General features: G+C 57.8%; 16 protein-coding genes and 1 pseudogene. 10 read left to right on the forward strand and 7 right to left on the reverse strand.

The genetic code is table 11. The features are described from left to right. The first annotated feature begins 52 nt into the window (after positions 1-52). From CXQ82_RS00910 to CXQ82_RS00920, 3 genes are all read left to right on the forward strand, one after another. Complete coding sequence (locus CXQ82_RS00910; protein WP_101265308.1) at positions 53-1,696, forward strand: VWA domain-containing protein; 1,644 nt, start codon at positions 53-55, stop codon at positions 1,694-1,696. Positions 1,697-1,843: 147 nt separating this feature from the next. Beyond that, entirely contained in the window at positions 1,844-2,416 is a 573-nt protein-coding gene (locus CXQ82_RS00915) for an RNA polymerase sigma factor (RefSeq protein WP_101265310.1), read from the forward strand. Further along, the gene (locus CXQ82_RS00920; protein ID WP_101265312.1) at positions 2,413-2,988 is read left to right on the forward strand and encodes a hypothetical protein; all 576 of its coding nucleotides are present in this window, start codon (positions 2,413-2,415) and stop codon (positions 2,986-2,988) included. Before CXQ82_RS00915 ends, CXQ82_RS00920 begins: the two co-directional genes overlap by 4 nt. Positions 2,989-3,007: 19 nt before the next feature. Here the strand turns inward: CXQ82_RS00920 and CXQ82_RS00925 are convergent, their stop codons facing one another. The 5 genes from CXQ82_RS00925 to CXQ82_RS00945 all read right to left on the reverse strand — a co-directional run bounded on the left by CXQ82_RS00925 (position 3,008) and on the right by CXQ82_RS00945 (position 9,107). Next, complete coding sequence (locus tag CXQ82_RS00925; protein WP_101265314.1) at positions 3,008-3,772, reverse strand: molecular chaperone; 765 nt, start codon at positions 3,770-3,772, stop codon at positions 3,008-3,010. Further along, positions 3,769-5,082 carry a fimbrial protein gene (locus tag CXQ82_RS00930; RefSeq protein WP_101265316.1) on the reverse strand — a complete coding sequence of 438 codons (1,314 nt, stop codon included), beginning with the start codon at positions 5,080-5,082 and terminating at the stop codon, positions 3,769-3,771. Before CXQ82_RS00930 ends, CXQ82_RS00925 begins: the two co-directional genes overlap by 4 nt. A gap of 24 nt (positions 5,083-5,106) precedes the next feature. Continuing rightward, on the reverse strand, positions 5,107-7,746 hold the full coding sequence (locus CXQ82_RS00935; RefSeq protein ID WP_256581869.1) for a fimbria/pilus outer membrane usher protein: 2,640 nt from the start codon (positions 7,744-7,746) through the stop codon (positions 5,107-5,109). A gap of 19 nt (positions 7,747-7,765) precedes the next feature. Then, complete coding sequence (locus tag CXQ82_RS00940; RefSeq protein WP_101265318.1) at positions 7,766-8,491, reverse strand: molecular chaperone; 726 nt, start codon at positions 8,489-8,491, stop codon at positions 7,766-7,768. A gap of 88 nt (positions 8,492-8,579) precedes the next feature. After that, positions 8,580-9,107: a fimbrial protein gene (locus CXQ82_RS00945; protein ID WP_101265320.1), complete on the reverse strand. Its 528-nt coding sequence runs from the start codon at positions 9,105-9,107 to the stop codon at positions 8,580-8,582. A 247-nt stretch (positions 9,108-9,354) separates the two neighbouring features. On the opposite strand from CXQ82_RS00945, the gene CXQ82_RS00950 reads away from it, so the two are divergent. The 6 genes from CXQ82_RS00950 (at position 9,355) to CXQ82_RS00975 (ending at position 18,524) form a co-directional block, all read left to right on the forward strand. Further along, positions 9,355-12,162 (forward strand): ATP-binding protein, encoded by a 2,808-nt coding sequence (locus CXQ82_RS00950; RefSeq protein ID WP_101265322.1) that lies wholly within the window; start codon positions 9,355-9,357, stop codon positions 12,160-12,162. Then, positions 12,159-13,355, forward strand: coding sequence for an EAL domain-containing protein (locus CXQ82_RS00955; protein WP_101265324.1), 1,197 nt, complete (start codon positions 12,159-12,161; stop codon positions 13,353-13,355). The genes CXQ82_RS00950 and CXQ82_RS00955 overlap by 4 nt, the downstream gene beginning before the upstream one ends. Positions 13,356-13,446: 91 nt before the next feature. Continuing rightward, complete coding sequence (locus CXQ82_RS00960) at positions 13,447-16,692, forward strand: hybrid sensor histidine kinase/response regulator (RefSeq protein ID WP_101265326.1); 3,246 nt, start codon at positions 13,447-13,449, stop codon at positions 16,690-16,692. Positions 16,693-16,694: 2 nt separating this feature from the next. Further along, positions 16,695-17,342 (forward strand): response regulator, encoded by a 648-nt coding sequence (locus CXQ82_RS00965; RefSeq protein ID WP_101265328.1) that lies wholly within the window; start codon positions 16,695-16,697, stop codon positions 17,340-17,342. Between the two features lie 27 nt (positions 17,343-17,369). Continuing rightward, a complete protein-coding gene (locus CXQ82_RS00970; RefSeq protein ID WP_101265330.1) occupies positions 17,370-17,822 on the forward strand; it encodes a hypothetical protein in 453 nt (150 codons plus the stop codon). Between the two features lie 384 nt (positions 17,823-18,206). After that, complete coding sequence (locus tag CXQ82_RS00975) at positions 18,207-18,524, forward strand: hypothetical protein (protein WP_101265332.1); 318 nt, start codon at positions 18,207-18,209, stop codon at positions 18,522-18,524. A gap of 281 nt (positions 18,525-18,805) precedes the next feature. On the opposite strand, the pseudogene CXQ82_RS00980 reads toward CXQ82_RS00975, so the two are convergent. After that, positions 18,806-19,167 (reverse strand): annotated as a pseudogene (locus tag CXQ82_RS00980) (DNA/RNA helicase, superfamily II protein); the annotation flags it as partial. 511 nt (positions 19,168-19,678) lie between these two features. Between CXQ82_RS00980 and CXQ82_RS00985 the strand changes: the two are divergent. Continuing rightward, the gene (locus CXQ82_RS00985) at positions 19,679-21,955 is read left to right on the forward strand and encodes a P-loop NTPase fold protein (RefSeq protein ID WP_101265334.1); all 2,277 of its coding nucleotides are present in this window, start codon (positions 19,679-19,681) and stop codon (positions 21,953-21,955) included. A gap of 208 nt (positions 21,956-22,163) precedes the next feature. On the opposite strand, the gene CXQ82_RS00990 is transcribed toward CXQ82_RS00985, so the two are convergent. Beyond that, positions 22,164-23,054 (reverse strand): hypothetical protein, encoded by an 891-nt coding sequence (locus CXQ82_RS00990; protein ID WP_101265336.1) that lies wholly within the window; start codon positions 23,052-23,054, stop codon positions 22,164-22,166. Positions 23,055-23,090 lie beyond the last annotated feature (36 nt).

The following is a 23,090-nucleotide window of genomic DNA, read 5'->3' on the forward strand; positions in this document are numbered from 1 at the left end:
GTAGGCTGCGTCTGACCTTGTGAACGGATCATTCATTCACGAGGTTCAAGCCATGTCCCACTCCGTGCTTTTCCTGCGTCCTGCTGCCCAGGGCTTTGCCATGACTTTGCTGGTGACGCTGGCCGGCTGTGGGCTGCCTTCTTCCAATGATGTGGCCGCGCCTGCTGACGCCGCGCCAGTTTCCGAGCTCAAAAGTGAAGCCGTACAAGGCACGCTGAGCAAACGCGTGCCGCTGCCCGCGCCCATGACTACGCGCATGGTGATGCAGGATTCAGCTGCCATGGAATACCGCAGCGAACCTCGCGAAACATACGAAAACCTGCCGGATAACCCCGTGCACCGGGTGGCCGAAACGCCGGTTTCCACGTTCAGCGTCGATGTCGATACTGGCAGCTATGCCAACGTAAGGCGTTTCCTCAACCAGGGCAGTCTGCCGCCTGAAGGGGCTGTACGACTGGAAGAAATGGTCAACTACTTCCCTTACAACTACGCGCTGCCCAGCGATGGCTCGCCGTTTGGCGTGACCACCGAACTCGCCGCCACACCGTGGAACCCGCACACGCAGTTGCTGCGTATTGGCATCAAGGCGTCGGACCGCGCGGTAGCGGAGCTGGCGCCGGCCAACCTGGTGTTCCTGGTGGATGTGTCCGGTTCCATGGACCGCCGCGAAGGCTTGCCGCTGGTGAAAAGCACCCTGAAATTGCTCGTGGATCAATTGCGCGACCAAGACCGCGTGTCGCTGGTGGTCTACGCCGGTGAGTCCCGTGTGGTGCTCAAACCTACATCCGGCCGCGAAAAAACCAGGATCCGCAACGCCATCGACCAACTCACCGCTGGCGGCTCCACGGCCGGCGCCTCCGGCATCGAACTGGCCTACCAGATGGCCCGCGAGGGTTTTATCGACAAGGGCATCAACCGCATCCTGCTGGCCACCGACGGTGACTTCAACGTAGGTATCAGTGATTTCGACAGCCTCAAGCAGATGGCCGTCGACCAGCGCAAAAGCGGCGTATCCCTCACCACCCTCGGCTTCGGTGTGGATAACTACAACGAACACCTGATGGAACAACTGGCCGACGCGGGCGACGGTAACTACGCCTACATCGACAACCTGCGCGAAGCCCGCAAAGTGCTGGTGGACCAACTCAGCTCGACCCTGGCGGTGGTGGCGCGGGACGTGAAGCTGCAGGTGGAATTCAACCCGGCTCAAGTCAGCGAATATCGCCTGCTCGGCTATGAAAACCGCGCCTTGAAGCGTGAGGATTTCAACAACGACAAGGTCGACGCCGGTGAGATTGGCGCAGGGCATACCGTGACGGCGCTGTACGAAATTGTGCCAAAGGGCCAGAAAGGCTGGCTGGAGCCTTTGCGTTACGCCGCTGCACCTGCGCCAGCGGGAAGCACGTCCTCGGAGCTGGCGATGTTGCGCGTGCGTTACAAACCGCTGGCGGGCGGTGACAGCCAACTGATTGAACGGCCCATCGGCAATCAACCGGCCAAGGCCAGCGATGACCTGCGTTTTTCGGCGGCGGTGGCCGCCTTCGCTCAACAGCTCAAGGGGGATGGCCGCTACACTGGCAGCATGAGCTTGCAGGACACCGCCGCACTGGCGCGTTCGGCGCGGGGTGACGATCCTTTCGGCTTGCGCAACGAATTTGTGCAGCTGGTTGAGCTGACCCAAAGCCTGAAACACTGATTCCGAACACGATATTGAACAACTGTGGGAGGGGGCTTGCCCCCGATGACATTGGATCAGCTACAGATAAGCTGACGGACACCCCGTCGTCGGGCGCTATCCCATCCCACATCCTGCTTCGGCTGACAGAAGGAGTTCTCCCACTACATGGCCGTTCCAGATGACTCACCCAGCGACGAATCGCTGCTGGCCCGCTATCGCACCGGTGACGCCGCCGCGTTCGAAGTTTTATACGCACGGCACCGCCAAGGCCTGTACCGGTTCCTGGTATCCCTGAGCAACAAGGCCGAGCTGGCCGAGGAAATCTACCAGGAGACCTGGCTCAGCCTGATCCGCAGTAGCACCCAGCCACAGGGGCGGGCGAGTTTTCGTACGTGGCTGTTCCAAATTGCCCGCAATCGTCTCATCGACTACTGGCGCAAGCACGGCATCCACAACCCGTTGCACGACAGCTACGACGAGCAACTGCACGCCCAGCCCGACGACAGCGCCGGCCCCGAGCAGCAACTGAGCCTGAGCCGCGACCAGGCGCGCCTCGACGCCGCGTTGCAAGACTTGCCCGAAGACCAGCGCGAAGTCTTCCTGCTGCGCCTGCACGGCGACCTCGAGGTGCCGCAAATCGCCGCCCTCACCGGCGCCCCGCTGGAAACCGTAAAAAGCCGCCTGCGTTACGCCCAGCAGAAACTGCGTCGCCTGCTGGCCGAGGAGATACCCGTATGACCGACTCCCGACACACACCCGACGACGACCTGCTCCAGCATTTTCGTCAACACAGCACCGGCGAACCGCCGGCGTCCCTCGACGCCTTCATCCTCAACGCCGCCCGCCGCGAAGCCCCAACGCCGCAGCCGAGCCTGTGGCAGCGCTGGCTGCACGCCTGCCAACAACCCCGCTGGCAAATGGCATTCGCCACCGTCGCCGGTGTGGCGCTGATGATCGGCGTGGTCATGCGCGAGCCTGTGCCGCAGCCAGAGATATCCACCGCGACCTTCTCCGCGGCCCCGCCACCGCAGGCGTTTTCCGCACCTGCGCCGGCGCCCATGGCCCGGATGGCTGTCGCGCCCAAGGCTGAAAGTATGCCGGCGCAAGCTGAGATGGCCGATACTTCCGCAGCGAAACTGAGCAAGCGCGCGCCGGTGGCGTTGCCTTCGTTGGAGGAGGGGTTGCAGGAAATTCTCGACCTGCGTGCAGCGGGTGCAACCAGAGCCGCCGACGAGAAGCTGCTGGCGCTGTATAAACGCTTTCCCAACGACGATTTGCCGGCAAGGTTGGAGGCGTTGCACAAGCGCTGATGCGCAACCACGCTGCTCATTACGGCAGTTGATGCACGGCGGCGGTGGCGTGGCCATCAAGGTAGTGGCCGCCGTCATCGATCAGCGTATAGCTGACGGGGATATTGGCGTCTGCGCCGAGGCTGAAATTGCCCAGCGGGTAGGCTTTGTCGCTGAGGGGCGGGGCCATCATGTCGAGGGTCTTTGCCACGGGGCGTTCACGCCCTTGAGCACCCACGCGCAAAGAGGAAAAAGACGCGTGATAGGGGCTAGGGTTATGGCACACCAGTACCCAGGTGCCTGCCTGCCGTTCGATGCGAAAGGTCAGGGCGCCGGCCATTGCTTCAGGCGCGCTGGGCAGGTGGTCGGGACGGTAGAAGATTTTCATCTGGGTGTTCATGGCCACCGCGACGCGCGTCGAAAGCGCTGGCGCGTCGGCTTTGGCGGGCGGGATCTCGTACATGTTCAGCCAGCTCACGGACTCGCGGTCCTTGGGCAGCGCACTGCCGTCGTAAATAATGCGCAAGCCCTGCAACGCCTGGGGTTGCAGGCGAAATACCGAGGGCAGGGCGATCATCGCCGAGGCTGAGTTTTCCGGCGCGCGGTTGCCTTCACCATTGTCCACCCAGGTTTGTACCACCACGGGGTAGGGGTTGGTGTTGGCCAGCATCAACGAGCGTTGGGCCTGGCCCTCGTGGAAGATCAAGCGGGTCTGTTCGGGCATTAGCCCGGCGCGGGCAATCGAAGACGCGCTCATCGCCGCGCACACCCACATCAGCACCGAGTAGAACGCCAGCCGGATCATTGGACTTTCACCAATACGTAGGCGGTGGCGTTGACCCTGCCCGGCGTGGCGGTTTTGCCAGGCAGGGTGCTGAGGGTCGCGGTAATCGTCTGCAGGTAGCTGGTGTAGCCGGACGCGTTGCTGCCGGCGCTGCTGGCACCTGCCAGTACCGGGTACCAGCCGCCGGTGGCGCCCGTGCCGCTGCCTGACCATCCCAGGAAATTCATGGCGCTGCCATTGCTGGCGTTACGCAGGCTGATACCCACCCCCGTGGCCACCGAAGGGTCGCTGCCGTAGCCATTGGACACCAGGTAGGTCACCCCGCCTCCACTGGTCAACAGGCCTAAGGACTGCGCTTGTGTATAGGCGCTGTAAGCCACCTGAATACCCAGCGCGGTCTGGTTGCTGGCGGTGCCGGAGCTGGCCGTGTTGCTGCATTCCAGCCCGATGGTGAAGTCACTGCTGCGCGTCATGCCCTGGTTGAGCTCAGTGGCGGTAATCGGCAGGAAACTCACCACCGGCGTGACGTTGCGGGCCACGCAGGTGGCGGTGTAACTGATAGACGCCGCCGAGCGCATGCCGAACGCAATGCCGTTGCCCGCGCCCCAGAAGTTGTAGTGGGTATTGGAGTCTGTCCCCACCGCGTCCGAGGCGATACCCCCTCCGCGAAACTGGACATAGGCATTGGGCTGGGTGCAGGTATAGCTGTAGGTGCCACTGCCGCTGGAGGCTGCCTGGCCCCCGCAATAGTTACTTCCCGAGCCCGACGTGGGCGGGAGGCTGGACACACGAGCCAGGTCGCCCTGGATCATGCTCAAGTGTTTGGCCTTGATCTGGATCTTGCTGCCGACCGTGTCGTATTGGGTGATTTTGGCGTCCTGCCAATAGCGTGTGAGCACTTTGCCGGAGTTCAGATGCGTCAATTTGATCCCGACATAGGGGAACCACGTGGCGTAGTAACCGGGCAGCCCATCGTTGACCGAGGCCCCTGAACCGTTGCCGATTTCCCAATACCCACCGACACGGTCGTCGCCGTTGGTAGCGAACACCTCGTAAATACTGTCCGCGTCGCTCAGGTCGCATTGCCACAGCACGGTCTCGCTGGTGAGCCCGGGCGCCGTCGCGGGCGAGACCACCACGGAGCCCAAATGCGTACCCACCGGTTGCAGGTAGGTCGAGGTCAGGTTAACCCGGCCAAATGTCAGTTGTGCCGAGTTGCCGTCATACACTTGACTGCCGTTGTAGACGCGCGTGCAGGTGGCCTGGGCATCCGCAGCAACACCGGCGCCGAGGCTCAGTAGCAGTGTGAAGAGAGGGCGAAAGAACGTCATGGTGAGCTCCGTTATGAAAAGGGTTCAGGGGCGGCGGCAGGCGCTGTTGAGTTTGATCAGCGCCTGGCTGACATCCTGTTGCGCCAGGTCGAACTGCATCGCGCACTGCTCGTCTGCGCCTTCGCCCCAACGGACGGTCAGGCGGCCCTTGAGTTTCTCGGTGCGTAGGTAAGCCTGGCTGCCTTGGCCGACCATCCCGATGACACTGGCGTTTTCGTCCAATACATCGGCGCCCATGGGTGCCGTTTCCCCGCCGGGGCGCACGGCTTTGACCAGGATTGCGTTGCCGACACGGGTCTTGAATTCAACCTTCACGGCGGCGCCGGCATAGGGCGCGACGCGGCGCTGGCCGTCGTCGAGCTCGGCCTTTTCACTCATGCCCTCAGGGTTGATGGCCACCGTGTTGTAGCGGTAAGGCGTGAGTGACGGCACCAGCGCGTAGCCGTCGCCGTCGATGGTTGCGCCCATGCCGTTCATGACTTTCGCACCGCTGGCGCCCTTGGCTTCAATCAGTGCGAAGGTGTCGCCCAGGTAAGGCCCGAACGTTACGCCGCCGCCGTGCACGGCCAAGGCCCCGCGAGCGCTGCCGGAGGCTTGCCAGTAATCCTGCCCTTTGGACGCGCTGGCGCTGACCGAGGCGTTGGGCAGGTATTTCTGCAGGTTGGCGCTCCACACGTTCTGTTTCTGCTCGGCGTCGCGGGACACGTCAAGGCTGTAGCTCAAGGTCTGATCGGCCCCTTGGGTGCCCGACAGCGAGGTTTGATACAGGTCGCCAGAGGTCGAGCTGTGCGTCACCGAGCTGCTCAGCGACGGCACATTCGGGCTGGCCGGGCTGCCCAGTGGGAACGATACCGAGAGCAGCGTGACGGTTTCCTGGGTGCCGGCACTGCGCGTCGTGCCGACGCCGTTGTCGGAAACGGTGTTGCCCAGTTGGTCGTTGTAATTGCCGCTTCTCCGGTTCAGGTAACTGCCGGTGCTTTGCCGCGACACCGAAAGGTTGACGCTGACGTTGTTGCGCAAGGTGTTGGCCCAGCCAAATTGCAGCTGTGTGTCGCGTTCGCGGCCGCTGCGGTAGTCCTGGGTCGAACCGGATAAAAACACGCTGCCGTAGTCATTGAGGTTTTGATTGATCGACACCTCGAAGCGCGAGCGTTGCATATAGCTCGTCGACTCCCAGGTTTGTCGGTTGCGGATCGACTCGCGCACGCCGAGCACGTCGCCGAGGTCGCGATAGCCTTCGGTTGAGTAGCGATAGCCGGCAATCGACAACGTGGTGTTGGTCGGCTGGAACGTGCGGCTGTAGGACAGGCGCGCCATCCAGCCATCGAGCTGGCCTTCATTCGGCAGGTTGGCGCGCGAGTAAGTGGTGTCCAACCCGAATGCGCCGAGCGTGCTGGCGTAGACGCCGCCGAGCACCAGCGCCTGGTAGCCCTCGGCAACCCGCAAGCCACTGTTGGCGGTCACGCTGTTGGTCAGGCCACGCTGGTAGGTCATTTCGCTGAACGGGTCGTGGTCGCCGAAGTCACGGCTTCGGCCCAGCGCCATGCTGTAGCGCGACAGCCCGGGTCGCAACGACTCGGGCACCGCCGAAAACGGTACTGTGAAGCGGCTGACGCTGCCGTCGGCCTCGACCACCGAGACATCAAGGTCGCCGTTGTAGCTGGTGGAGTAAAGGTCGCTGATTTCAAACGGACCCGGCGCGACGGTGGTCTGATAGATGTCATTGCCGTTCTGGCGCACGATCACCTGCGCGTTGGTTTTGGCAATACCGCGCACGGTAGGTGCATAACCGCGCACTGACTCCGGCAGCATGCGGTCGTCTGAGGCAATCTCCAGGCCGGTGTAGCTCATGCCAGAAAAAAATCGGCCTGCAGTAAACCCCTGGCCCACGGTCATTTCGCCTTGTAATCCGGGCAGGGCGCGCTGGACGTAAGTGCGGGTGGTGTTCCAGTGGCTGCCGTTATCGTTGTCATATCGCAAATTGCCTTGTTGGCGCAGGCGCCACAAACCGATGTTCATCCCGCTGTTGAGGGCCAGGTAGCTTGAGTCGGAACTGGCGCTGTAGTTGCCTGTGCGTGAGACGTGATATTGGCTGGCGCTGTAGTTGACGAAACCTATGGTGTTGCCACCGTCCAGGTTCTGCGGCGCGACATAGCCGCGCGGGGTTTTCAGCATCAGGCTCTGGGGCACGCTGAGGTCCAGGCGCATCCGCCCGAAATCGAAGGCGGTCGACGCACCATGCACGGCGTTGGCGAGCACCAGGCACTGGTCCGTGCCGGCGGACTGGAGCGCGCTTTTGAGCACACCGCTACGTTCCAGCAGGGCAGCGGGCAGGCAGGGCTGCACATCGCCTTCACCCTGGTCGGCGAAGCGCAGGTCAATGCGCTCGACAAAGCGCCCGTTAGTAAACACGTCGACCCGGTATTGCCCGGGTTCAATGGCGTTGACCTTGTTGAACCGCGCCAGTGAACCGCCGCCAAACAGCATGTTGTCGTCGAAGACATAAGCGTCGCTGGACGCGGGCACGGTGCCTTGCGCGAGGGCGATCGTCGGGCTCATCAAGCTGATTGTGCTGAACAGGGCCGATTGCACGAAACCGCGTAACCCGTGGTGCGGTTCGAATACAGGATTCATCGTGAAGGCTGATACGCGATAGGTAGGCATGACGATCACCCCAGGCCGATCAAAGAAGGGGCAGGTCAGTGACGACATCAGCACCGAAATCGTTGACCAATGTCAGGCGCACGGTGTCTCCCGCAGCGGCCGAGGCACCAGCGGGCAACGCCCAGTTGGCCTGGCTCAACGGGGCGATCATCGACGCTTGGGCAAGGGTGTAGGACGTACCTCGGCTGACTACGTCGGCACGGCGCACGGTGGCGAAGTACCCGCTGTCATTGCTGGCGACCACGGCTTTGCCCTGAAGCTTGAAATGCAGGGATTGGCTGAGCGCGTCGGGGTTTCCGGCCAGCGCTTGCGGGCGGTAAAACACCTTCATGCGGCTGCTGACAGTGAGCAGCAACTTGTTGGCCTGCAACTCGCTGGCCTTCATGGCCGGCATCTGCACGAAATTGAGGTAGAACAGCGATTCGCGGTCCTTGGCCAGGCCCTTGCCGGTGAAGACCAGGCGCACGACCTGGCCGGCATTGGGATTCATGCGAAACACCTGCGGGCTGGCGATAAACGGCGCGTCTGCTGTCTGCGCCGTGAGGTTTGGATTGCCCGTGTCGAGCCACAGTTGGACCAGGTAGGGATGGGTATCCTGATTGCTCAGTTGCACCATTTTTTCCTGGGCTTGAGCTGGGTAGACGACACGGGTACCGGTCATCACAACGCTGGCATGGGCATAGGAGGTGATGGCTGCACCGAGTGCCAGCGCCAGGGCGAGTGTGGTTTTCTTCAGGCGAGTCATAGTGTTCTCCGTCCAACAGGCGCAGAGCGGGTGAAGAATGAGGACGTGGGTAAACGTGCCGGGCACGGGGCCCGGCAGGTACCTGGGATTACAGGTAGTCCAGGGCGTATTGCGCGGTGGCGGATACAGTGCCGGCCGTGGCGGCGCCAGCTTCGCTGATGTAGCGAACCGCGAAATCGTGGCTGGCGCTGGTGGCGCCGGAGGCCAGGGTCAAGCCTGGAACAGAGGTAATCCCGTTGAGTACAACGGCAGAGCCACCCGCTTCGCTGAGCAGTTGCACTTGTACGTTGGTGGCCGTGCCCGCGTTGGCAAGGTTGCCGGCGCTGGTTACGTTGCTACCCTGGAAAGCGGTCTTGATGGCAAGGCTCGAAGACGGTGCGGTGCAGCCGCTCACACTGATGGTGAAGGGCGTTTCGCCGGCGGTGCTGCCCACTGCGCTCAAGGCGGCGGCGCTGACGGTAGGCATCAGGATCACCGGATTCGCTGCGTTGCCGTTGACCGCTACAGCACAGGTCTGATCCGACACCTGGCCAGTGAATGTGATGGTGTTCGGGGCGGCCGCGAAGGTCAGGGCTGGAGCGGCGGTCATGGCCAGGATCAAGGCAATGCGCTTCATGGTGGAACTCCTCATTAAAGATGGTTAGGGCTGTGCGTGGACGCCGTCCGTTTTTCGCCACAGGGCGTAAGGGGGCTGTCCAGGCGCCGCAATCTTATGGAGAGGAGGCGTGGGGTTTAATCAGGCGATTCTTAAAAGCTGCGTCATGGCAATGCCTGGCGAGCGTTTAGAGAAACCTGCCGAAAGCGGCGGGTACTTTGAGGATCGTCTTATTCCGGCGCCAAGGCCGGTGGATTAACGTTCTCGCATGAAACTACGCCAATCCCTACCTCCGCTCGACACGTCGTTCTCAACGCCCGCGGCGGCGAGAAAGCTGCTGCGCCTGTTGGTCATCGCTCTGGTGCTGGGGTTTTACGCCGGGGTCTACAGTTATGTGAGCGCCACACTGAGCCAGGAGATATCCCAGCGCCGCAGTTATATGAATGCGGCGATATCCGATGCGCAGAATTTTTTCGTCAGCCGCCAGACATTGCTCAAGACGTTGCGGCTGGCAGCGGTGCGCAGCGTCACGGCGCCGGTAGCCAGCGCGAACGTGGTAGCGGGCGAAGAGGTGCATATCGGCCTGGGGACGGACAAACAGGCCTGGAGCCTGTGGTTGACCCACCGCATGCTCGACTACCTGCGCCTCAACCGGGTGAACCTGCTGTACGCCGCGACCGGCACCCAGGCCGAGGTGGTTCGCCTGTTCAGTGCTCGCGAACCGGTGCAGCTGATTGCCCCGCATTTGCTGGCGCGGCTCAACGCGGAATATGACAGCGCCGTCGACGAACTGTGGCTCACCGATCCTGAGCGTGAGGATTCCCCGCTGTACATATTCACCCGTCTCGATGACCGTAGCCCTCAATCCGGTTGGCTGGGGTTGGAGGTCGAATCGCCAGATCTGCTGAGCGCCCTGCAAAACAAAAACGCCGGCCAGTTCATCTTGCTCGACGCCAACGGCCAGCTGATTTTTGATAGCGCGCAAGGGCAGTCGTTACGCCTGGAATTGAGCCATATGCCGGCGACCCAGTCGTTCGGCTTTGTCGGCGGCCAGTGGCTGCCGGATCATCTGGCGATTCGCAAACAATTGGGGTTTTCGAACTGGCAAATCGTCTACGCCCTCGACATGCACTCACTGCTGACGGTGCTGATCACGCCTGTGGTGATCAGCCTATTGCTGTGCGTGCTTGTCACTTGGCTGATGATCTGGCTGATGCGGCGTATCGATCAGCGCCTGATCGTGCCGGCCGGCAACCGCATTGAGGCGCTGGTGGAGAGCGAAGCCTTCAGCCGGGCCGTGATCCGCATTGCGCCCGTGGCGCTGTGCGTGCTGCGCCGCCAGGACGGCGAGGTGGTTCTTGATAACCCGCTGTATACGCAGTGGATCGGCGACAGCCAGGAGCGCCAGCAACGCAGTGCGGACTGGATACGCCGCGGTTTTGATGACGGCGAACACACCACTGTCGATGAGTTGCAACTGGCGGATGGTCGCCACCTGTACCTGAGCTTCGCGCGCACGCGGTATAAGCGCGAAGACGTGTTGATTTGTGCGTTCAGCGACATCAGCGCGCGCATGCAGGTGGAGGTCGCCCTGGACCGGGCGCGGCGCATGGCGGACGCTGCCAACGAAGCCAAGACCTTGTTCCTCGCCACCATGAGCCATGAAATTCGTACGCCGCTTTACGGCGTCCTGGGCACCTTGGAGCTATTGGCGCGCACCGAGTTGAGCGATCAGCAAAAAAGCTATCTGCAGGCAATCGAGGGCTCATCCGCCAACCTGCTGCAACTGATCAGCGATGTGTTGGATGTGTCGCGTATCGAAGCGGGGCAGTTGCAACTGGAGTGCAACCGGTTCTCACCGCTGGAATTGATTGAGGAAGTGATTCACGCCTATGCCGCCGCGGCTCAACGCAAGGGCCTGCAGTTGTTCGCCTGTGTCGACCCGCAATTGCCGGACTGGTTGAATGGTGACGTCAGCCGCATTCGGCAGATCCTTAGTAACTTGCTCAACAATGCGCTGAAATTTACCGACAGCGGTCGGATCATCCTGCGCGTCCGGCTGGACAGCCGCGACGGTGAGCGGGTGATGCTGCACTGGCAGGTCTGCGACACCGGCAAAGGTATCTCCCACGAAGACCAGCAACACCTTTTCGAGCCGTTCTACCAGGCCGACGGGAATACCCATGTGGTGGCGGGAACCGGCTTGGGGCTGTCCATTTGCAAACGCCTGATGCACTTGATGAACGGCAGCATGCGTGTGGTGAGCGAGCCTGGCCTGGGCAGCAGCTTTACCTTGCACTTGCCCCTTGAACAGCTGTCGGCAATGGAGCCGTCGCCGGGCGCTGACGAGTTGTTGCCGGAACTGGTCTGCGTGGTCTCGCCGATACGCGAGTTGGCCGTCAGTATCTGTGGCTGGTTGTGCCGTTGGGGCGCGCGCGCCCAAGTCGGCCTGCCCAAGGCCCATGACCATACGGAAGGTGCGGTACTGCTTGAACTGCATCCCGGCCGGCCCGGCGAAACATTGGCCGCGCACTGGGAGGGCCCGCGCGTGCTGGCGGCCAGTGACCTGCATGATGATGCACTGCACGACTCGATCGGCATGGTCAGTTTCAACAGCTTGAAAGCCCTGCGTATGGCGGTCGGGGCCGCGCAAGGGCAACTCATGCGCGGCGCCACGGCAACCGCGCAACGCTACCCGGTATTCAACCTGGGTATCCATGTGCTGGTGGCCGAAGATAACGTCATTAATCAGCTGATTCTGCGCGACCAGCTCGAAGAACTGGGCTGTACGGTCGAATTGGCCGGTGATGGGCTGACAGCGCTGGAGATGTGGCGGCAGAGCACGTTCGACCTGATCCTCACCGACATCAATATGCCGCACATGAACGGCTACGAATTGACCGCCAAACTGCGCAGCCTCGACTGCCACTTGCCAATCATCGGCGCTACCGCGAATGCAATGAGCGAGGAGGGTGAGCGCTGCCTGGAAGCAGGCATGAACCGCTGCCTGGTCAAGCCGTTTGCCTTACGCACGCTGTACGCCTGCCTGGAACCTTACCGAAGGAGTGGCAATTGAAACCCTATCGGGTGCTGATTGTTGAAGATCACCCCTTCCAGCATGAGTTTTTGCGCAACCTGTTCAGTACCCTGGGTGGGTTCAGTGTAGAGGCCGTGTGGGATGGTGCCACGGCGCTGCAGCGCCTGAACACCCACTCCTACGATATGGTCGTGACTGACCTGTTCATGCCGGTGATGGATGGCGTGCAACTGATCCAGAGCATTGCCAGGCTTGGCAAACCGCCTGCCCTGGCGCTCATGAGTGTGGCATCCAGGCGTATGTTGGTCAGTGCCGGGCTGGTAGCAAAAAATCTGGACCTGGACGTGCTGGGGCTTATTTCAAAACCGGTGGATGCGTGCGACATCATGCGCTTGCGCGATAGCCTCAATAAGCGCCGCAGTGACTTGGATGCTTCCCACCGTCATCCGACGCAACCCGCGCGCCAGTGCCTGCTGGCAGCTATGGAGCGCGGAGAAATACAGGCGTGGTTTCAACCGAAAAAATCCTTGCGTGATGGCCGCGTGTGCAGCGCCGAAGCGTTGGTACGTTGGCGACACCCACAGCAGGGGACGTTGCTGCCCAGGGACTTTCTTCCGGCACTTCAACGTTTCGGGCTGGAAGACCAGTTGCTGTGGCTGATGCTGGAGCAGACCATCGAGGCGCAGTCGTACTGGCGCCGTCGCGGCTGCGAAGTGCCGGTGTCGATCAACTTGCCGACCCACTTGCTCGACCGCCACGACCTTGCCGACCGTTTGCATGATCGCGTGTTGGCCCTGGGGGCCGAACCCGCCTCGATCGGGTTTGAGTTGATGGAGACGTCCACCACCGAGTCGCTCAGCGATTATTACGCAGGCGCCTGTCGCTTGCGCATGAAAGGCTTCGGGTTGGCGCAGGACGACTTCGGCAAAGGCTTCAGTTCCTATTTCAATCTCATTTCCACGCCCTTCAGCGAACTGAAGATTGACCGCTCCTTGGTCCACGGTTGCGTCGACAACGAAAGTCTCGCCACCGCGTTGCACAGCCTTGTCGAACTGAGCCGCAAGTTGGGCCTGACGGTGACGGCTGAAGGCGTGGAAACCCAGGACGAGCTAGAGTTCCTACGCAAGATCCAGTGTGATCAGGCGCAGGGCTTCCTGATCTGCGCCGCTGTGCCGGCGGAGCGGTTTTTCGAGTTGTTACGCGAAGATGGCCTTAAGCCAGCACTTAATTGAAATCAAATGGTCTACCTGTAGCGCGCCATGGAATGGCAACAGTGGCGGAGAAGCTCCCCGCCGTCTCATTCCAAGACCCGGGGCGTCGGCGATGAAAAATGCAAGCCTGAAGTTCGGCGTGTTCGCCTTGAGCTCTCAACGAATCAACAAGCTGTTGCTGGTGCTCGCCGGCCTTACGGTGCTGCTGGTCAGCATGTGTTATTGGGCAGTTGAACGGGTATTGGACGAAGAACGGATCAAGGTCGACTTCCATTTTTCGGGTTTGATCGAGAGCATCCACGAATACGACACGTTTTTGCGCAGTGTCGCCAGTGCCTATGACCGCACCAACCAGAATACGCTGCTCAATATTCGCCCGATCTCGCGCGTTGAGATTTTGCACAAAGGCCAGGAGCGGGTGTTCCAGAATCACGGCTTGGCCCTGTCCCAGCCTTTTACCCTGAGCGAGCGCAAGCGCTATGACCCTGAGCAATTGCAGGGCGGCTATTCGCTGGGCGTGCAAATGACCGATTTCTACAGCGCATTCTGGGCCAGCTCTTTCTATTCTTCACCACAGATATTCCTGTTTTCGCCCAGTGACCAGTTCAATATCGCGATTCCCGGCGTCGATGGCACACGTAAGCAATCGATATTGCTCAAGAGCAACTTCTTTGACGTAACAGCGGACTTGTACCAGGGACTGCTCGCCCGGCACCAGCAACTCAATAATCGGCGCGTGAGCTGGATGCGTGCGCCCCAGGGCTTGTTGCCGGGCACCGAGACGATCGTGGCGTTTATCGGCCTGGACCTGAACCCGGCGGTCATGCCCGAGCGTCGGGATGAGGGGTTGCTGACAGTTGCAGCATTGTTGGACGCCGGGCAAATCAACGACCTGGACCGCCTGCTGATCCGACCGATTGACCATCGCGTCACGCTGATCTCTCCGGCAGGTGATGTGCTGCTGGGCGATGCCCAGGATTCAGCGTCATTGCCGGTGGGCATGAGCCTGGGCGCCGAAGGCTTGCGCTTCAAGGTGGTTTCCACCGGCAAGGACCAATGGATCGGCTTGTACACCATCAGCTATGAAAACTTCTTTCGCTTCGCCAAATGGTCATTGCTGGGCACGGGCGCTGTGTTTTTGCTCGCCGTGTTTTTGGGCTGGCGGGTCAATCGCTGGTACCGCGCCGGCATTGTCGAGCCTGCGTTGCGAGCGACGCGCTTACTGACTGAAAGCGAAGAGTTCAACCGCGCCATGCTGCAAAGCGCCCCGGTGGGCCTATGCGTGGTTCAACGCAACAACAACCAGGTGCTGCTGGAAAATCAGCGCGCCCAGGAGTGGCAGGGCACCACTGAGCTGATCGGCTTGCTCAACCGCGACTATCAAGACGAAGAACCGCGCGAGATGCAGATCGAAGTGGCGGGGCGGCATTTGCTGGTTTCGTTCAGGTTCAGTCGCTATCAGGGTGAGGACGTGGTGCTCTGTGGGTTCAATGACATCACCCGCCATGTTGATGATGCCCTGCTGATGGAGCAGGCCAAGCGTTCCGCTGACGAGGCGAGTGCCGCCAAGACATTGTTCCTGGCGACCATGAGCCATGAAATTCGCACGCCCCTGTATGGCGTGCTGGGCAACCTTGAGCTGCTGGGGCTGACCCAGTTGGACGCTCGCCAACAGGATTATCTGCAGACCATCGAGCGTTCGTCCGCAGTGTTGTTCCAGCTGATCAGCGATGTGCTGGACGTGTCGAAAATCGAATCCGGCCAAATGGCACTTGAGACCGTGACCTTCAGCCCGCTGGATGTCTTCGAAGATGCAGTCAACAGCTATGCCGCAGCAGGCCTCAACAAGGGGCTGCAGATCTTCGCGTGTGTGGATGCGAACTTGCCTGCGCTGATGAGCGGTGACCCTGGCCGCATTCGGCAAATCGTGAATAACCTGCTGAGTAATGCGATCAAGTTCACTGATTCCGGGCGGGTGATCGTGCGTCTCAAGGTGACAGACCTGGAAATGACCCACGCAACCTTGCAATGGCAGGTTTCCGACACGGGAACCGGCATCAGCGAAAAGCAATTAGGACAGTTATTCAAACCGTTCTCACAGCTGGCTGGCAGCCAGCAGGCTGGCGGCGCGGGCCTTGGCTTGTCGATCTGCTCACGCTTGAGCGAATTGATGGGCGCACAATTGCGAGTGGTCAGCGAGCCGGGGCTGGGCAGCAGTTTTTCCCTTCACCAGCGCCTGCCTATCGTCCCAGGCCCACTCCCGGACTGTTCGGCGATTGAGCTGCAAGGAGTGACGGTGTACGTGCGCGCTCCGTTCAAGGAACTTGAGCAATCGCTGATTGATTGGCTCAACCGCTGGGGCGCGCGTGCGGCGGCGTTGCCGCCGGGGTACCAGGGAGAGCAACATGAGTTGCTGCTGGACAGGGTGACCGGGGCTGGTCAGCACAGCGATTGGAGGGGGGTGTGCATCACGGCGACTGAGCTCGCTGCACCCCAGACCGAAGCGTTGAGGCCGGCGTGGACGGTCAACGCCTACGACATTCGCGGCATCGCCCGAACGCTGTCGCAGGCGCATCCAGGCGGGGCAAAACCGCTAGGACCCACCGAGCGCGTGAGTGACCAGCGTTTGGGGTTGAGGGTGTTGGTGGCCGAGGATAACCCGATCAATCGCGCCATTTTGCAGGAGCAGCTCGAGGCGCTGGGCGCGAGGGTCGTCGCCGCTGAAGATGGTGAGGAAGCGCTGCAACGTTGGTCGCCTGGCACCTTTGATCTGGTCATCACCGATATCAATATGCCCCGGCTTGACGGCTATAGCCTGACCCGTGCCCTGCGCGAGCGTGATCGACAAACGCCGATCATTGGCGTCACTGCAAACGCCCTCCGCGAAGAGGGTGAGCAGTGCCTGGCGGCGGGCATGGACACCTGGGTGGTCAAACCCTTGAGCCTGGACGCGTTGCGCAAGACGCTGCTGCGCTATGGCGGCGCGCGCGTGGATAGACAGCGGGCAGGTTCGGCCTTGCAGCCGGGCGATATGGACGGGTGGATCACGTTTTCCGCAACCATGCACCGGCTATTCATCACCACCCTGCAGGACGACGTTCGCCTGACTCGGCAGGGTCTCGACACCGGTGACAAAGAACAAGTGGTGCGCCACTTGCACCGCATGAATGGGTCCCTAGCATCGATTCGTGCCGTGCGTTTGAGTGCTGCCTGCAACGCACTGGAAGAATCGCTGTACAAGGGCTCACTGAACCCGAGCCTGGCGACTCAGGTACGCACCCTGTTACAGCGCCTGGAAGCGGTCATGGACGCCCTGGCGTCCAACCCAGGCGCTCAAGGCCAACCATCGGACAGGTAGACATGAAAAAAATCAAGGTAGTGATTGCGGACGATCATCCCATCGTGCTGCTCGGCGTGCGTGAAGTTATCCAGCGCGATGCTCGTTTTGAAGTGGTGGGTGAAGCGACCAGTTCGAGCCAATTGATCGACAGGCTTCAGAGCGAAAAACCGGACGTGGTCATTACCGATTTTCACATGCCCGGCGATTCGACATTTGGTGATGGCCTCAAACTGATCGAGTACCTCACTCGAAGGTTTGTCGACACACAGATCCTGGTGCTGACCATGATGTCGAACAATTTGATCGTGTCACGCCTGCATGAATTGGGGGTGATGGGGGTCATTCAAAAAAACCACTTGCACGAAGAAATTGAAAACGCCCTGAATGCCCTCGCCCTGCGCCGCAATTACCAGAGCCCTGTGCAGGAAGCCATGTCGGTTATCCACAATCAGCAGCAGATCAACGAGCGCTTTGCCAGCTTGTCCCTGCGTGAGATGGAAGTGCTGCGCTTGTTCGTGGCCGGCCACAGCGTGACAGACATTGCGCGCATGGTTAATCGCAGCAGTAAGACAGTTAGCGCGCAAAAGGTCTCAGCGATGCGCAAGCTTGAGGTGAGTACCGACCAGGCACTGGTGACTTACTGTGTAAATGCCGGGAAGTTTCAATAAGACACGTCCATTTTTAAGAACTGCCTGATGGCCGGCGGCAGGCGCACCTTCGATCATGCCCTCATTTATGGGTATGGATCGTCAAATATGAGCGGCAAGAGGGTGAAGCATAAAAACATCATGGTGCTATGCCGCCACGCCGGTGTCCTGCTCAACTACAGTGCGTTGTTAAATGAAGCAGGGTATTTCCGGATCGGCTTGTGCGCATCCATGAACGATGTACTGAACGCCATGGCCAATACCAAAAGGATCGATTGCTTTATCGTCGATGGTTTCAAGATAAGCACTGCCGATAAACGCCACCTCAGAAGCTTGAATCAAGGCTGCCTGATAAAGCGGTTTTTACTATTGGGCGACTTTGCGTTTGCCGACCAACCGCGCGTATTTGCCTGGGCCAAGGCCCATCACATCCCATTGCTGGGGATGGCCAGGCAACCTGTGAGCGCGGCGGATCTGGAGCGGTATCTGCAAGTGCTGTAGCCCGGGAGTGCTGGGTGGGATTGGTTGCGATAGATGTGTGCGCCACCAGTGGGTTGCTGGGCTGTGGCGCAGAAAAACGAAAAAGCCCTAGGTCTTTTGACCTGGGGCTTTTTTATCTGTATCTGGTGCCCCGGCGTCGTTTGAACTTGGCGGTAAGATGCCCGTATTTATTGGGTTTCTTTGGTGGTTCGTCGGTTAGGCATACACGTGGGCATACAGGGCGCTTCCTTCTGGCCACTTTTTCGTGGCATCCCCGTGGGGCAAAGCAACACCAAATCGTTGATGCATTGATAGTCTGTATACGCGCTCAGCCGGCTAGGACTTTTCTCTTAAGCTAATCAGGCTCAACACCCAAAACCGAACGCATGACACAAGGATATCCCGATGACCCTAGCTGACTTGCAACGGCTATCAGTATCTCAAAGCGAACTGGTTCTTCCTTATCCTCACGCGATTACAGCTTTGCAACTCCTGGAGGCAACCGGCGCCATCCTGATGGGGTGGGAGGGATGGTTACTCTACCCAGACGGCAGGTTGGGACATTCAGACATGCACCAAGGCACCACTGACACGTCAGCGCTTTCTTCATCAGAGGCGTATAGCTGGGCCAAAGCCTCCATGACCCTGTCGCAAAATGAACACGAACTCCAAAACGAAACTACCGATATCAAGCTGCTTTTTTGCATCGTTGTGAATGCTTGAAAATGCCCCGCTGAACGATTCAGCCAATCTGTTGCGCCGACCGGTTGAATCCGGCCAGAGGCCAACAATGTGGTGTAGGGCCAATTTGGAAAGGCAGTATGAGAGCACATATCCAGCCCCCTCCAAAACTGGTGTAACCGGTGTTACGAGTGTAACGCCCTTCACCAAATGCCCGGCTTCATTGGCCTTCAGGCCTGTTACACAATTGAGCGACATAGCGTACCCCCGATGTAACGCTGCCCCTGCGTGTAACGCTAAAGTCAGCATCTGGGTGTTGTGGGCACCCGAGCGGCGGTCGTGGCTGTACCGTCCGGCCAGCCGGTGACGCCGAAGGCGGTGGCCAACTCTCCGGCCGCTGCTGCGAGGCCAAAGCGAAGGGCGGCACGCTGGGCTTGTCCACTGGCTGATGCGGGCAAGTTTTGGGTGATGAACTGCTCCACCGTGCGGCGTACGATCACCGACTCCTGAGGATTTCTCCGGGCGCATACAGTGCGTGCAGGAAGGCGGTGAGGGGAGTGCCGTAGTATTTGGCTACACGACCTTTGAGCATATCGAGGAGGGCGACAGCGTCTTCAAAACCGTTCAACACGGCGAGCATGCGCACTTCCATGCCCGCATTCAGCTCCTTGCTGGTGTCGGCTACGGCGGGAAGTGAGAGGGGTAGACGGGACGGATAGCCAGAAACAAGAAAACCCGCACAGGGCGGGCTTCTTGGGGTGTTTCGTAGACTGTCTGAGACAGCCAGAAACTAATATATGGTGCCCCGGCGTCATTTGAATAGGAAAGGTAAAGTATTGATTTTGATATAAATTATTGAGTTAAACAATTATAGGGATACACGCTGGGATACACGAGGAGCGTTACTAGCTGTTGACTATCCAATCTTCGCTTAACAAAGACATTCTTTTGACCGCCTGGAGTCTTTCGAAGTTTCAGCTTATGTCGTGTTACGGCAATAAATCTCGCTACGCTAGGCTAAGGATGTAGAGAATGGAGTTCGTCTCTTCCGGTTAATCTCAAAAACATCGTAATGACTGCGGTTTAGAAATAGAAGCATAGGCAGTCGATTATATTCTAAGATGTTTCTTCATTTCGGTTAATGTGCTAATCCTCAGCAGTAGCAGGCAAATATTCAGCGCGTTAGGGAGAAGGTGATGAAATGGATACGCAGGTTTTTTGGGCGCAATGCTTTAATTTCGGAACCATCTGCTGCTGATCCTGCTTCGCAGGCGTCCGAACACGATGAAGATGACAATCGCTATTTTTCCGACGAGCCCATCGAGTCTAAGGTTCATGACCGGTTTGGGCGGGCACTCTTCGCAGCCCGGATTGCCGAGACAATTGCCAAACGTAGAGATCCATCCAGCATCGTCATCGGACTATTCGGCCCATGGGGTGATGGCAAGACATCCGTGCTCAAGATGATGGAGGAGTCCCTTGTTCAATATAATCAGGTTGTCACAATACGGTTTAATCCATGGCACTTCCCTTCAGAGGATGCGCTCCTGCGAGGTTTCTTCGGTACTTTGGCAGAAGCTCTAGGAAAGGAACCAGCATTTAAAGAAAAAGCAGCAAAACTACTTGAGTCTTACGGCGGTATTCTATCTATAGTTTCTGTCGCTCTACCCGGTGTTGAGATCAATCCCGGAGAAGCTGCAAAAAATATTGGAGAATCATTATCCAAGGTCAGTCTTGAGCAACTAAAAGAGCAGATCGACTTTCTTCTAGGACAAAGTGGAAAAAGGCTAGTCATTCTAATCGATGATATCGACCGGCTGGACAAAGATGAAACGAATGCTGTATTCAAGTTGGTAAAGCTTTCAGCAAGTTTTAAATATACGAGCTATGTATTGGCTTTTGACGATGATGTAGTCGCCGCTGCTATAGGTGAGCGATACGGCGCAGGCGGCCTCGAAGCCGGGCGGGCATTTCTCGAAAAGATCATCCAAGTTCCTTTACACCTGCCACCTGCTGATAAAATGAGTCTGCGGCAGATTACCTTCGAAGGTGTAGATCATGCACTCAGTCAAGCTGGAATTATTCTAGATCAGCGCCAAATCGATATATTCTCGCGTTATTTTGTGGACGGGCTTGAGCCTAAGTTGGAGACTCCCAGGATTGCAAAACTCTACACAAATGCATTAATGTTTGCGTTACCGCTTGTAAAAGGCGAAGTGAATGTTGCCGAGTTCATGCTAATTGAAGGTGTTCGCGTACTTTATCCAAAACTCTATGCGGCTATTCGTGACAATTCTGAAATGTTCCTGAAAGGTGAGCCTCGTGATGTTTTGAGAGGCTTGGAGCGACAATCTTCCCCTATCGACAGTCTTATCGAGAAAGCGATGCCAGCGTCATCTACGAAAGAGCGTGAACAGGTACGGGAACGGTTGCTCAAGCCATTATTTCCTCGAATTGGTAACTCAACGTATGGGGGCGATTGGGAGGAGAAGTGGGCCGGAGAAAAGCGCTTATGCTCGGCTCGATATTTTAAGCGCTATTTCGTTTATGGGGTGCCTGAAGGTGATATAGCGGATAGTCACCTGAATGGCCTGATAGATGCACTAGTCGCATCTGATGTAGATGAGCAACGTAGGCTTCTGAGTGCTTACGCCACGCGTGCAATGCCGCAGTTGATACAGGCGTTGCGTGATCGCGTGGATTTTATGAACGAAGTCTCTGTGTTGCCTGTCGCAATTGCGATTGCTAAAAATGGCGATCTCCTTCCCCGAGAGAGAGGACCATACGTACTTGGTGGCACGATGATGCAAGCTGGAATACTCATATCCCAACTTATGAGGCGTATTCCAATGCCCAATCGTCAGGCTGCTGTTGAAACAATTGTTCAAGCAGTTTCGCCTTTAAAGATGGGGGTTGAGTGTATTCGCTGGCTTTTACATTGGCCTGATAGGCATGAGCAACATCAAGTTCTTCCGATGGAGGAAAATGACGTTATCTATAAATTGTTTGCCGACCGTATATATGAAGCTAACGTCTCTATACCGATATTTGAACAGGCAGGAGGCGACGCACCTCAACTTTACTGGTACTGGCAAAAAGGCCGGAATAAGGAAGAGGTCGAAGTTGTGCTGCGGGAGTTATTTGAAGCCGAGCCTGCCCGTATGGATGAGTTTTTGGGAACCTACATAGGTGAGGGATGGGAGGTAGACAGTGGTCTACCCGTAAGATCGGACCTTCGGCGTGAAACGTATGATTCAATAGCCTTATTGATTGATCCTAGCTACATCAACGCTAATCTTCGCTCACGCTACGGATCCGAGTTGGATGCCCCAGATTACTATCAGGAAGGTCCGCCTGCGCGGTTAACAGCCCACCAGTTTGCATTCATTCACAAAAGTGTATTGGCTGAAGAGCAACTTCAAGCAGAGGCTGGATTGGCCTCAGAAGATCCGCCAGAAAAAAGTAAAGAATGATTATAGCTATCATAATGCTTGGCCGATATTAGTCGGTCGTTTAGCATTGCTATCAGTCATGCTTGAAATAGATTTCGGGCAATATACGGCTAGAAGGACATAATCGTAAGTAACAGCCCCCGCCCCTAAAAATTAGGGGCGAGGTAGCGTTTTTTCTAATACAGTCTACTGAGGTTGAATGTTTGAAGCCTACAATAGGCTGCCGTATTCAAAGCGTTTCTCTCAGTAATTTTATGTACCAGCTAACAACTCCTCTGTTTTTGCTCTTTATTTTATATTCATAATTAATTAGTTCCTTTCCAGCTTCAAGACTTTTCTTTAACTCCTCACTGGCTTCACTCTGAGATAAACCCTTCGTGATGTCTTTTTCAGATTCGCTCAGAAGCTTATCCCGGTACGCATAATCCATTTGGTCAGAAAGCTGATATTTATTTTTTTCCATTAGTGAGTAAGCCTGCCTGCTCCACAACTCTAGGTTGGCGCGCTCAATTTTTAAATCGTCGCCGGAGGAGTCTTTGGCTGTGTCTAACTGGATTTTTGAGATTGCAGCTTTTATGTTTTCATAAGGAGCGCAACCTACCTTTTTTATTTCTTCATTTTTAGGACTGTCAGGCCGAGTCCAACGTCTCAAAGCGGTAGCGCATTTTTCATCGAGCGGTGCAGTAAGGGTATACCAATCTAAAGCTTGGATGAATTTTAGCTTTTGAGACTGTGTTAGCTGGTTACTCGCAGAGAGTGTGCGAATTTTTTCTTTGTCTAGTGTTGCTCTTAGTCGAATTAGCTGGTTGTTTTTTTTATCTATTTCTTCTTTTAAAATATCCAGCCGGTCTCTATCGTTAGCAAGTTTTTCGGTCAGGAGGCTCACTTCGCTTCGAGCTGATTCAACCTCTTTAAGCTGTGTCGTATAGCTTGCGTTGAGAAAGTTTAGACGCTCTTCTGCTGCAAGTTGATCAATTTGGATTTTGGCTAGTTGCTCGCTTGCTAATTCTTTCTGGTAGAGAGGGATCACCGAGTACCAAATAGTAAATACAGCAATGATCACCAGTGCTATCTGGCTAATTGAAGTAAGACGCTGCAATATTAAGTCTATTTTGCCCATGCCTAACTAGTACTCCTTCACCATGTTCTTCACGAA

The organism is Pseudomonas sp. S09G 359 (assembly GCF_002843605.1).
Lineage (GTDB): Bacteria > Pseudomonadota > Gammaproteobacteria > Pseudomonadales > Pseudomonadaceae > Aquipseudomonas.

Bases quoted from the DNA above. Each gene is read 5' to 3' on its own strand.
- CXQ82_RS00930 (WP_101265316.1), bottom strand. From the start codon at position 5,082: ATGACGTTCTTTCGCCCTCTCTTCACACTGCTACTGAGCCTCGGCGCC.
- CXQ82_RS00945 (WP_101265320.1), bottom strand. From the start codon at position 9,107: ATGAAGCGCATTGCCTTGATCCTGGCCATGACCGCCGCTCCAGCCCTG.
- CXQ82_RS00935 (WP_256581869.1), bottom strand. From the start codon at position 7,746: ATGCCTACCTATCGCGTATCAGCCTTCACGATGAATCCTGTATTCGAA.
- CXQ82_RS00960 (WP_101265326.1), top strand. From the start codon at position 13,447: ATGAAAAATGCAAGCCTGAAGTTCGGCGTGTTCGCCTTGAGCTCTCAA.
- CXQ82_RS00950 (WP_101265322.1), top strand. From the start codon at position 9,355: ATGAAACTACGCCAATCCCTACCTCCGCTCGACACGTCGTTCTCAACG.
- CXQ82_RS00990 (WP_101265336.1), bottom strand. From the start codon at position 23,054: ATGGGCAAAATAGACTTAATATTGCAGCGTCTTACTTCAATTAGCCAG.
- CXQ82_RS00975 (WP_101265332.1), top strand. From the start codon at position 18,207: ATGACCCTAGCTGACTTGCAACGGCTATCAGTATCTCAAAGCGAACTG.
- CXQ82_RS00915 (WP_101265310.1), top strand. From the start codon at position 1,844: ATGGCCGTTCCAGATGACTCACCCAGCGACGAATCGCTGCTGGCCCGC.
- CXQ82_RS00940 (WP_101265318.1), bottom strand. From the start codon at position 8,491: ATGACTCGCCTGAAGAAAACCACACTCGCCCTGGCGCTGGCACTCGGT.
- CXQ82_RS00910 (WP_101265308.1), top strand. From the start codon at position 53: ATGTCCCACTCCGTGCTTTTCCTGCGTCCTGCTGCCCAGGGCTTTGCC.
- CXQ82_RS00925 (WP_101265314.1), bottom strand. From the start codon at position 3,772: ATGATCCGGCTGGCGTTCTACTCGGTGCTGATGTGGGTGTGCGCGGCG.
- CXQ82_RS00970 (WP_101265330.1), top strand. From the start codon at position 17,370: ATGGCCGGCGGCAGGCGCACCTTCGATCATGCCCTCATTTATGGGTAT.
- CXQ82_RS00985 (WP_101265334.1), top strand. From the start codon at position 19,679: ATGAAATGGATACGCAGGTTTTTTGGGCGCAATGCTTTAATTTCGGAA.
- CXQ82_RS00920 (WP_101265312.1), top strand. From the start codon at position 2,413: ATGACCGACTCCCGACACACACCCGACGACGACCTGCTCCAGCATTTT.
- CXQ82_RS00965 (WP_101265328.1), top strand. From the start codon at position 16,695: ATGAAAAAAATCAAGGTAGTGATTGCGGACGATCATCCCATCGTGCTG.